Raw genomic sequence first — 11,370 nt, forward strand, 5'->3', positions numbered from 1 at the left:
GAGCCGCTGATGAAACGGCGCGAGCGGCTTGTCAGCCGGGTGAAGCGGTGGCTGGAATCGGAATGGAAAGAACGGCGCATAACGGACAAAACAGCGAAGACGAAAGCGAATGCGAAGCTGAACGCCTACGTGAAGAAAATGCCGTCCATCTCCGCTCCGCAGCTGTACCGCACATTGTTCGACGCCAAGACCGCGCATCCGGACGTGCCGAAATCAATCGCGAAGCGGACGCTGCAGCAATTGAAAGCAGGAGTCGTCGATCCGGAGGATCTGGCGCCGCTCGTCTATCTGCACATTCAAATGTACGGATTGGGGACGTCCCCATTCGACCATATTGTCATCGACGAAGCGCAGGACTACTCGCCGATGCAGCTGGAAGCGCTGAAGCTGTGCCAGCGCATTCCGTCCCTTACGGTGCTCGGCGATCTTCAGCAGGGCATCCATGATTATGCCGGTATACGGCACTGGAGCGAGCAGATGGAGCTGTTCGAATCGGACAACGTCGGATTCTACGAGCTCGACCGCAGCTACCGGTCGACGATGGAAATTATCGAATTCGCGAACCGCGTGCTCTCGGGCATGGATGGCGGCGTGAAGCCGGCGACGCCGGTATTCCGCAGCGGCGAACCGGTTGATGTGACCGCTTGCCCGCCGGACCAATGGGAGAATAAGCTGCTGTCGAGCATACAAGAATTACTCCAACAGAATATCTACCAGACGATTGCCGTCATCGGCAGAACGGCAGCGGAATGCGAACGGGTACATGCGCTGCTGGAGCAGGCCGGTCTTGAAGCTTCGCTCGTTCAAAGCAAGCAGCCGGCGTATAGGGGAGGCTTGACGGTCGTACCGGTCTATTTGTCCAAAGGGCTGGAATTCGACGCCGTCCTCATTTCCGATGCCGGAGCGGATGCTTACGGCGAGCTTGACGCGAAGCTGCTGTATGTGGGCTGTACGCGTGCTCTGCATAAGCTTTCTCTGTTGCATCAAGGGGCACTGACACCGCTTGTGCAGTCCTCTGTTGGCTCGTCGGCGAACTAAAAACATATATTTCGAAACGCGCAGGCAAGGATCTACGGGTCCGACGCCGCGCGTTTTTTGTTCATTGTGTGAACAGAGGTTGCAGACGTGGCATCGGCCTTCGGTTTGATGTATCGTTAGATGATAGATCAGCAGCGGCAGCAGCGAGGAATGAGAGGAGCAGCGGCGAGATGACAACACAATCGACTGCGGAGCAAGAGCTCGCACACAAGGCGGAATCGTTTATCCGTCAATGCTATGAAGAGCTAGCCATAGATGGACAAGCGACGGACCGGCGCATAGCCGAAATCCGGGCACATATCAGACAGACGGGTACATATCGCCATACAGAGGACGAGCTGAAGCATGGCGCGCGGATGGCTTGGCGCAACAGCAACCGTTGCATCGGCCGGTTGTTCTGGCAATCGCTCACCGTGTTCGATGCGCGGGAAGCACGCTCAGCCGATGACTACGCGGAAGCGGTCTTCCGGCATCTTGCCTATGCGACGAACGGGGGCAAAATCAGGCCCGCCATTACCGTCTTCTCACCGGAGAGGCGGATGCGCATTTGGAACCATCAACTGATCCGTTATGCGGGCCACGAGCAGCTGGACGGTACGATAATCGGCGATCCGCACTCGGCAGCATTTACGAGAATATGCAAGCAATATGGCTGGCGGCCTCAACAAGCACAGTCGTTTTTTGACGTGCTGCCGCTTGTTATTGGAGAAGCGGGCTCGGCGCCCCGTCTATTTTCGATCCCTAGCGAGCTAGTATTGGAAGTGCCGCTCACTCATCCGGAGGAGGACCGCTTCGCCGAGATGGGACTTCGTTGGTATGCTGTGCCTTTCATTTCCGATATGGCGCTTACGATTGGCGGCATCCGGTACAGCGCCGCACCGTTTAACGGGTGGTACATGGGAACGGAGATTGGAGCCCGCAACTTGGCGGACGTACAGCGGTACAACTTGCTGCGCCCGGTCGCGGAGCTGTTCGGGCTGGATATGTCGACGAATACATCGCTTTGGAAAGACCGTGCGCTGGTCGAATTGAATGCAGCCGTCCTTCATTCGTACAAAGCGGCTGGCGTCAGCATCGTCGACCATCATACCGCTGCGGAGCAGTTCGCCACGTTCGAGAAGCAGGAGCGCCAAGCGGGCCGCGGCATTACGGGACGCTGGTCTTGGCTCATCCCGCCGATGTCTCCGTCGACGACGGGCGTGTGGCATCGCGGCTTCGACAACACGGAGCACGATCCGAATTTTGTCCATCAGAGGCCGCCTTACGATCATGCTTAATGACATGTATGTTCTTGCTCGCCTCATGCTTTCTCGGAATCGATTATGCTATGCTAGTACTATCTAGAGCCTGAAAGGGGACATTCCATTGGACAAGCTGTTTTTTATTGAAATCGGCATGGGTGCCGATCTGCACGGGCAGGACGTGACGAAGGCGTCGATCCGTGCGGTTCAGAATGCGATCCATCATAATTCGATGCCTGGCTTGCGGTCGGTGCTTCCCGGCGGAACGCTCGACAATATGAAGGTACGGGTGCGATTGGCCGTTCCTTGCGACAGGGATAAGCTGGATATCGATAAAGTCAAGGCGGTGCTGCCGTACGGGCAAGTGACGGTAGAAGTGATCGACGGCGGCATGCTGACGACGAGCGGGGTCGTACTGCCGGACAAGGACGATAAGAACGATCTGATCTACATCGTGAATGCAGCGGTGGAAGTCGGCTATTAATCGGCTGTCGTTTGAATCTGCACGTCCATCGCAGGTATAATAAACCAATATGGACTTTATCATCGTTGAATCATGCAGAGGAGAGAACGATACGTCATGGTATTGAAGTTATCGTTAGTTGCGGTATTGATTATACTCACCGCATTTTTTGTGGCGGCCGAATTCGCGCTCGTGAAGCTCAGGTCAAGCCGCGTCGAGCAAATGGTGTCCGAAGGATTCAAGAATGCAGCGGCGGTTAAAAGGGTCACTTCGCATCTGGACGATTACTTGTCCGCCTGCCAGCTCGGCATAACCATCACAGCGCTCGGACTGGGCTGGCTTGGGGAGCCGACGGTAGAGGAACTGCTTCATCCGCTGTTCCACGCCCTTCATATGTCCGACAGCGTAAGCACGTTGTTGTCGTTCATTATCGCATTCGTCGCCGTGACGTATTTGCACGTCGTATTGGGTGAGTTGGCTCCTAAGTCGATCGCGATTCAGCAGGCGGAACGGATTAGCCAGTTCACTGCGCCGCCGCTCATTTGGTTCCACAAGGCGATGTATCCTTTCATCTGGGTGCTGAATGGCTCCGCTCGGTTGTTCATCCGCGCGCTCGGTTTCCGAAGCATGTCCGAACATGAGGAGGCGCATTCGGAAGAAGAGATTCGGGTCATTTTGTCCGAGAGCTACGAGAGCGGCAAAATTAACAAAACCGAATACGGCTACGTGAACCGGATCTTCCGGTTCGACGATTTGCTCGCCCGCGAAATTATGGTGCCTCGCACCGACATGATCTGTCTCTATGCGGACAAGACGCTGGAAGAGAACATGGAAATTATTAAACGGGAGCAATACACGAGGTTCCCGGTTGCGCTCGGAAGCAAAGACAATCTGGTCGGCTTTATGAATACGAAGCAGTTCTTCCTCGCTTATGCGGACAATCCGAAGCATGAGTTCAAGAAGCTGCTCCATCCGATCATGACGGTTCCGGAAGCGATGCCGATCAAGCATCTTCTTCGCAAGATGCAGACGGAAAGCGTGCATCTCGCTGCGCTGCTGGACGAATACGGCGGCACTTCGGGCATTATTACGATCGAAGATATTTTGGAGGAGATCGTTGGCGAAATTCGCGACGAATTCGATAAGGACGAGCAGAAGGAAATTCAGGTCGATAAGACGAACCGTTATGTAGTAGACGGTAAAGTGCTCATTCGAACGATTAACAAAATGCTCGGAACCGATCTGTCCAGCGAGGACGTCGATACGATCGGCGGCTGGATGTGGTCGAACAACCCCGATATCGTCGTCGGCGATCAAATCCAAATCGACGGCTACACGTTTACGGTCATGGAGCAGGAGAACAATCGGATCCGCAAGATCGAAATCGTAAAGCGGAGTGAGATGGCAGAAGTCCGTTAGACAAGCACTAGCAAGAACTACATAACGTTGGTTTGGGACGACCCGAACGAAGAAACGCTGCTGCTGCATAGCACGGGACATTTTCCAATGGGGCAAAGCATGAATTCGTTCTGGTCCAATACAGGCCTCGATTCGCCGGAAGCTAGGCAAGAAGATGATGGAAGGTCCCGTCCGGCGCGGGATCGTTTAGGAGGTTGCGTGTGGACGAATTAGTTAAAGCAGTCATTATGGGTATTGTTGAAGGGTTAACGGAGTTTCTGCCTGTATCGTCGACGGGACATATGATCGTTACCGGTCATTTGCTCGACTTCGTCGGGGAGAGAGAGAAAACGTTCGAGGTCGTAGTCCAGCTCGGCGCCGTCATGGCGGTGCTCGTGCTCTACTGGAAACGGTTCATGAATCTGTTGAAATTTAATTTGCGTGCGCCTGGACTGAACATTCTGCATATCATCATCGGGATGTTCCCGGCAAGCGTACTCGGACTTGTCCTTCATGACTTCATAAAGGAATACTTGTTCGGACCGAAGACCGTAGTCGTCAGCTTGATCGTAGGCGGTCTGCTGCTGATCGCAGCGGAGAAGTCCAAGAGGAAGCCGTCGTCAGAGTCGCTGGATGATATTACGTATAAGCAGGCGTTCGGGATAGGATGCTTCCAGATCTTGTCGTTATGGTCCGGCTTCTCCCGTTCCGGCTCGACGATGGCAGGCGGCATGTTCCTCGGCGTGAAGAAGGAAGTGGCGGCGGAATTTACGTTCCTCATGTCCGTTCCGATTATGCTCGGCGCCAGCGGCGTCGATCTCATTCAAAGCCGCGATTTCCTGACATGGAACGATACGGGACTATTCGCAACCGGCTTGTTCACGTCGTTCGTCGTCGCGATGATCGCGATCGTCACGTTCTTGAACCTGCTCAAGCGGATAAGCTTGTCATGGTTTGCGTATTACCGTTTCGTATTGGCAGCGGTCGTGTTCTTCTTGCTGCTGTAAGGCAGATGACTGCCCTCGATGATCATCGGATCGATGATGCGGGGGCAGTTTTTATTGGTATGGTGATATATAGTGCTTATGAGTGAAGCGGAGATGATTTCACAATGGACGATTTATCCAACCGAGATGCCGCGAAGAAAATTAATAACTTAGAAATGAAACCCGCAAGACGCTCTGATTTAGGGCCGATTGAAGAGGGAGAAAAAGACACGGCATTCGCCGATCTAATCATTGACGGAAAATCATTGTACGAAATGCTGAAGAAGTATAATAAGTTCGTTCCATCCTTTGGCTGGATGAGCGACGATAATCAACGAGATATAATTGATTATTTTTTGCTTAGAAAACCGCATGAAACGATGTGGTACAGATACCCGCTTATGGTTTGCTCATGGTGCGGGGATGAGGAATGCGGATTTATCTCTGTCCAAATAGATAAAGAGAACCATCTTGTGTCATGGAAAGACTTTTACCTTGAGCCTGAAAAGAAAAAGATCGATGTCGGACCCTTTTATTTTGAATGGGACAACTATAAGCAAGTCATTAATAGTACCTTTGGGACTGCAGGGATCCAGTAGAAACCGTATCGTACGAATGGTTGGTGCAGACAGCGGCAGTCGAAGACTTGATTATCGAGTCTTTGGCTGCTGCTGTTTCATTTTCGCCATACGCCACACGGATTTGATCCAAAACGGTAAAAATTTATTGTGAAACGATAAATCGTATGGTACATTCATATTGACAATAATGAAGTGAGGTGCGTGTTATGGAACGAGGGACGACACTATTTTTGAAGGTAACGCTGCTTCTGCTTGGTATCCCGGTATTAGCTTTATGCGCAGTGGGATTGCCTTCGATAGCGTCGAATATGGCGGAGGAATATGAGGGTTCTGCGGTTTATCCTCTCTTCGGCATCATCTATGCCACAGCCATACCTTATTTCACTGCCTTGTATCAGTCATTCCGATTGCTCAACTATATTGACCACAATATCGCGTTCTCCGAACGATCCGTGACTGCTCTGAAGAAGATCAAGTACAGCGCGATCGCATTCAGCGTCCTGTATGTAGGAAGCTTGCCGTTCTTATATCTCATCGCGGATCAAGACGACGCGCCAGGCTTGATTGTTATTGGAATGGTCCTTGTATTCGGCGGCATGGTGATCGCGTTCTTCGCCGCTGTCCTTGAAAGGCTGCTTAAGAATGCGATTGATATCAAATCGGAAAACGACCTGACGGTCTGAGGTGAAAACTATGACCATCATTATAAACATAGACGTCATGCTGGCGAAGAGGAAGATGAGCGTGACCGAGCTCGCGGACCGGGTAGGCATCACGATGGCTAACATGTCGATCCTGAAGAATGGCAAGGCTAAAGCCATTCGTTTCGCAACCTTAGAGGCGATCTGCAAAGCATTGGACTGCCAGCCTGGGGATATTCTAGAGTACCGGGAGGAAGAAGAAAGGTAAGTGCGATAGGGGCATGATCGTTATAATACTGCGTGCAAGCCCGCCATGATTGGCGGGTTTTATTGTGGCTATATTCGTAAAAATGGTTGCTTGTTAGATATGCATTGCAATGATTTCGTGGCAACTTTCAATATCCAATCGCGTCTATATATCAACCAATTAAGGAATGAAGTGAACGCCATATAACTCAGCAGCTGGGCAACAAAACAAACGAAGAGGAGTTGTACCATGTTTAAACGTACAGCAGCAGGCGTTACCCTTATAGTAGCAGTATTAGTCGGCGGTTATAATTTCTTTCCAGTTAATAATAAGGCGGAAGCAAAGCGTCCTGAACAGATTGCATTCGAGGAGCAAAATAAGTTTGAAGCCGAAGTTACACCTATTCTTAATCAAGCAGTAATTGATGTTTATTCAAAGAAAACAGACTACGGTGAAACAGTCCTCGATGAAGACAAGTATAAAGCTGAAATGTCGGTTTATTTTGATGAAGGCAAGTTGGTTCTTCTTATCGATAAGAAAACAATGAATACGGATATTATCGAGCAGAAACTAAAGGTTGCACTTGGCGATAAGGTTCAAATTAAAAAAGCCAAGTATAATCCGAAACAAATGAATGATCTAGCGTTTGATTTGCTTGATTATGCTAATAGGATTGGCGCTGATATTAATGGCGCTGGTTACTCCGAAATTAACGAGAAAATTATCGTAGATGGTAACTTGAGCCCGGAACAAGTAAAGGCACTGGAAGATAAGTACGGTGCTGACCTATTGGACATTAATTCAACCAAAGCAAAATTTGGACCAAAGTAGAACTTAACCTTGCAAGAGATATCCGCTTTGTCCGGAGATTTTGTTTTGCCGTGAACAGCCTCGACGGATATCAATGCAGCTCACAAGAAACACTTCGTAATTGGTACTTAGTCCGAACAGTAGTGCGAGCAGTAGGATTTGAACGAAAATGGATGACATGGCCATCAGACTCAGTACAAAGAATTGAGCCAGCTGTTAACTTCTGCGATCCCACGTAAGAAGGGAAACGGGAATATTATAAAGAGATTGGTTATGAGTATTGCAACATCTTCCCCATCCTCTGCGTTAAATGTACAAAAGCTGGGACAGAGGGGATGTTCATCATTGCGTATAACTAGAAGGTTAACGAGCGGAGCAATTACATTATTGATCTTGTTTATGACGATCATTGCGGCGCCGATCATCGGACCGGAGCGAGCTTATGCATGTTCATGTGCTACGGTTCCGGAAATGGACAAGGCTTTGATTAGTCATTCAGCCGTATTCGCCGGAGAAGTCACGAAGATCGAACAGGAGAACAAGAACAAAGAAACCATTTCGTCCGCCGACAAGGTGGAAGTGACCTTTAATGTAGCGAAAGTGTGGAAAGGCGATCTGTCGAAGCAGACGAAGGTACTGACTGTCGAAAGCGAGGCGACCTGCGGATATACGTTTGCAGACAATATGTCCTATCTCGTATTTGCCTATGAGGGCGAGGACGGAAGTTTGCTTACCGGATTGTGTAACGGGAATGCGCCGCTTTCAGGAGCAGGGGAACAGATGAAGCAGTTGGATGCGATACATCAATCGTACGAGCCGATTGCGGGCAAGGAGGGAGCTGTTGCCGAAGCGGCTCCGCGCTCTGCAGTAACGGGGGCTGAACAGAATGAGAACGCCCCCCTCTGGAAGAGCGGTTGGGCAATAGCGCTAGTTGCACTGGTTGTGCTCGCCGGATTCGTGTTATGGTTAGCGCGAAGCAGGAGAAGAGGGTAGAGCGGGGATAATAGTTAGAGATACTTCAATTCCGACATAAAGATGCATTCTAATTCAATAGCTGCATTTACATTGAGAAATCCCTGCACATCGTGCAGGGATTTTAGTTTTCTTCGGAATAAATGAACGGAACAGCGTTATTTTACACCAGAAACATCGCGACGATGGTTGTTACGACTAAACCGATCAGTACAGGCTTCAAGTTGCGGCGGGCAAGCTCGAACGGGCTGACACCGCAGATCGCGGCGGCGGGGATAAGCGCCCAAGGGACGAGTGTGCCGCCGCCGACCCAGATAGCGGCAATCTGCCCGAGAGCCGTAAGCGTTGCTGCACCATGGCCGAGTGCCGTGGCGAATAGATGAGCGACCGAGCCCGCGAGTGAAATGCCGGAGAAGCCGGAACCGTCGAGACCTGTAATAGCGCCGACCGCTGTCAGCGTGCCAGATGCTACCGCTTCGTTCATCGGTGCCGTGTTTGCTAAGGCGACACCGAGGTCGTTCACGATGCCTTGCGAGCCTTGCGGCAGCAAATCGCCGAAGACAGCAGTAAAGCCAGAGTCTCCGAGATAGAAGAAGGCCGCGATCGGAATGACAGGTCCGAACACTTTGAAGCCGAATAAGAAGCCATCGATAATATAGCTCGTCGTTTTCTCCAGACCCTTGACCCGATGAGCGAACATCGATACGAGCAGCAAGATGAGGATCGCAGTACCGCCGACAAGAGCTGTTGCATCGCCGCCTTGCAGATCGAGTACGAACATCGCGACGACGTCGGCTATGAATAGGAGCGGAATTAGAATGGCGAACCATTTCCGGGCACGCGGCGACATTTGGATAGCTGGATCAGTGCTTCCGCTGGAGGCACCACTGCTTTTTAACCCCTCATCCGCTGTTGCAATTAGACCATCCCGCCACCTCCCAAGCCGCATATCACGCCGCATGAACCAGAAGGCCGCGATTGTCGTGACTACACCCATAACGATGACGAGCGGGATGCTGGCTTCCATGACATCGGATACAGGCAATCCGGCGGCATCAGCTGTCAGCTTGGGCGCGCCTTGAATGATATAGTCGCCCGAAAGCGCAATCCCGTGGCCGAATAAGTTCATTGCCATAGCCGCTCCGAGAGCGGGCAGACCCACTCGAACAGCAACAGGAAGCAGCACAGCGCCAATGAGCGCTACGGCAGGAGACGGCCAGAAAAACCACGACGTGACAAGCATGATAATACCGATCCCCCAATAGGCGAGAGCGGGGGAACGAAGAAACCGGGTTAGCGGTGAAATCATGACCTCGTTAATACCGGTGTCGATGAGCACGCGGCTCATCGCGACGATGACCGATATGATGAGGATCGTACCTAGCAGCTCTTTGATCGCGTAAATAAAGCTGTTAAAAATACCGCTAACAGAACCGCTTAAACTTTCGGTCGCAATCAGACCGATAACAAACACGCCTGCGATGCAGACGAGCGTCGTATCGCGGCGCATCAGCATAAAGCCGATGATGCCGACGATGAACGCCAAATAAACCCAATGAAGCGCAGCAAGCTCCATGACCATATAGATACCCTCCCGTGTCGTACGGTAATGTATCGTATGCATGGCCGGACTTAGGCGTTCGTCTACGAAGTAAGCGTTTTTTTATTCCTTTTTTTATTCGTTTTATACACTCTCAAGATGCTTTCATCTATCGCCAAGAGCGGCTGCATGCAAATCCGGCGATGCCGTGCAGATCGTTCTCGCTTACATAGACTCAAAGGTAAACTCCCGCCACAACTGCTCGTAATTCTTGCCGTTTTGTTCAGCAACTGATCTAAACTCATTATTACGTTTATCGCTCCCGAAGCCGGCCCACACATTTTGTACAGACGGATTGCTGAATAATGGAATATAATCCTCTATCGTCATTTTCAATGCCTCCCAATGAGTGAATTCTACCAATGAAGAGGCTTGTCCTAAGCTGCTAATATTTTTGAGTCCTTTCATATTTTGCAGGTGTATTTTTCTTAGTCGCGTCAGGCTTTTGAGTGCAGGGAGTGTCTCAACGTTTGAAAGTGATTGAAGAAAGAGATATTGCAGGCCGTTCAATGTAGATATGAACGATAAATCCTTCAGTCCTCGAACTTGCCACAGTTCCAAGTACTTGATATTGTCCATACCTTCGATAGCCGAGAAGTTGTTAATTCCGCCTAGCTTAACATCTAGCGACCACATTTTTGTCAAAGGGGCTAGAAATTCTAGATGCTTCGTTGTTATGGACCTTAAAGTGATTTCCTCCAACTGATGCAGATTACCAAGGACATCGATATTTTTCGTATGGCTTTCGATGCAGATCTTTTTTAAATTTCGAAACCGATCGAGAACGGCTAGATCTGGTTTCTTGGAATGTGTTTGCCCTATCATAATTGTCTCTAATGTGTCAGGTACATAGTGAAGTGCTTCGAAACTGTGCAGCGTGTAGACACCAATGTGAAGGGCTTTCAATTTATCGAGTTGAGTGATCACATCCAGATGGTCAACCTCGCTAATGCAATCAATGCTTAAACGAGCGACATTGGGTACCAGAGACAGAAAACTCAGATCGCATTTCTCTCCATAAAAACCGAATACACGAAGTTCCACGTCATCTCGCTTAGCAAAAAGATGCTCATTCAGCAGCCTAAAAGTGTCTAACTCTATTGGTTTTGAAAACTGAATGACTTCCAGATCTCGATTTGCTACGAGTTCAATTATTTCTTCCTCTGTAAGCTTTTTCGATATACCTATCCTATCCTTGGATATTGATCTGAACATAAGTCACCTCATTAACTTCTTGAACTCGATATATCATACCTTAATTTGAAAATATTTTCCTTGTTTCCTACCATAGTATAAAAAAGGACATTGCCACTCATTCGCTTGGCAACGTCCATCTCAAAATATAAATAAGTAAATTGGGCGAAGCCGTGCACGTGCGATAGCGACACAAAAT

The 11,370-nt window shown here is 50.0% G+C and carries 12 protein-coding genes; 10 read left to right on the plus strand and 2 right to left on the minus strand.

The genetic code is table 11. The features are described from left to right. The 10 genes from PKO01S_RS27560 to PKO01S_RS27605 form a co-directional block, all read left to right on the plus strand. Positions 1-1,038, plus strand: a 1,038-nt coding sequence (locus tag PKO01S_RS27560) for an ATP-binding domain-containing protein (protein WP_164779812.1), incomplete at its 5' end; no start/stop codon positions are given. Between the two features lie 170 nt (positions 1,039-1,208). Next, complete coding sequence (locus PKO01S_RS27565) at positions 1,209-2,315, plus strand: nitric oxide synthase oxygenase (RefSeq protein ID WP_127534650.1); 1,107 nt, start codon at positions 1,209-1,211, stop codon at positions 2,313-2,315. 88 nt (positions 2,316-2,403) lie between these two features. Further along, positions 2,404-2,763: a Lin0512 family protein gene (locus tag PKO01S_RS27570; RefSeq protein WP_127534651.1), complete on the plus strand. Its 360-nt coding sequence runs from the start codon at positions 2,404-2,406 to the stop codon at positions 2,761-2,763. Between the two features lie 96 nt (positions 2,764-2,859). Beyond that, a complete protein-coding gene (locus PKO01S_RS27575; RefSeq protein WP_127534652.1) occupies positions 2,860-4,161 on the plus strand; it encodes a hemolysin family protein in 1,302 nt (433 codons plus the stop codon). 200 nt (positions 4,162-4,361) lie between these two features. After that, the gene (gene bacA, locus PKO01S_RS27580; RefSeq protein ID WP_127534653.1) at positions 4,362-5,147 is read left to right on the plus strand and encodes an undecaprenyl-diphosphate phosphatase; all 786 of its coding nucleotides are present in this window, start codon (positions 4,362-4,364) and stop codon (positions 5,145-5,147) included. Between the two features lie 104 nt (positions 5,148-5,251). Then, the gene (locus PKO01S_RS27585) at positions 5,252-5,725 is read left to right on the plus strand and encodes an oxidoreductase (protein WP_127534654.1); all 474 of its coding nucleotides are present in this window, start codon (positions 5,252-5,254) and stop codon (positions 5,723-5,725) included. Positions 5,726-5,913: 188 nt separating this feature from the next. Continuing rightward, positions 5,914-6,390, plus strand: a complete 477-nt coding sequence (locus tag PKO01S_RS27590) for a DUF2975 domain-containing protein (protein ID WP_127534655.1) — start codon at positions 5,914-5,916, stop codon at positions 6,388-6,390. A gap of 10 nt (positions 6,391-6,400) precedes the next feature. Then, positions 6,401-6,616, plus strand: coding sequence for a helix-turn-helix domain-containing protein (locus PKO01S_RS27595; RefSeq protein ID WP_127534656.1), 216 nt, complete (start codon positions 6,401-6,403; stop codon positions 6,614-6,616). Between the two features lie 228 nt (positions 6,617-6,844). Beyond that, positions 6,845-7,426: a hypothetical protein gene (locus PKO01S_RS27600; protein ID WP_127534657.1), complete on the plus strand. Its 582-nt coding sequence runs from the start codon at positions 6,845-6,847 to the stop codon at positions 7,424-7,426. A 324-nt stretch (positions 7,427-7,750) separates the two neighbouring features. Next, complete coding sequence (locus PKO01S_RS27605; RefSeq protein ID WP_164779813.1) at positions 7,751-8,398, plus strand: hypothetical protein; 648 nt, start codon at positions 7,751-7,753, stop codon at positions 8,396-8,398. 142 nt (positions 8,399-8,540) lie between these two features. On the opposite strand, the gene PKO01S_RS27610 is transcribed toward PKO01S_RS27605, so the two are convergent. Together PKO01S_RS27610 and PKO01S_RS27615 are read right to left on the minus strand one after the other, a co-directional pair. Beyond that, on the minus strand, positions 8,541-9,959 hold the full coding sequence (locus tag PKO01S_RS27610; RefSeq protein ID WP_127534659.1) for a hypothetical protein: 1,419 nt from the start codon (positions 9,957-9,959) through the stop codon (positions 8,541-8,543). A 183-nt stretch (positions 9,960-10,142) separates the two neighbouring features. Further along, positions 10,143-11,192 (minus strand): hypothetical protein, encoded by a 1,050-nt coding sequence (locus PKO01S_RS27615; protein ID WP_127534660.1) that lies wholly within the window; start codon positions 11,190-11,192, stop codon positions 10,143-10,145. Positions 11,193-11,370 lie beyond the last annotated feature (178 nt).

Source organism: Paenibacillus kobensis NBRC 15729 (assembly GCF_004000825.1).
In the GTDB taxonomy this organism is placed as follows: Bacteria; Bacillota; Bacilli; order Paenibacillales; family Paenibacillaceae; genus Paenibacillus_T; species Paenibacillus_T kobensis.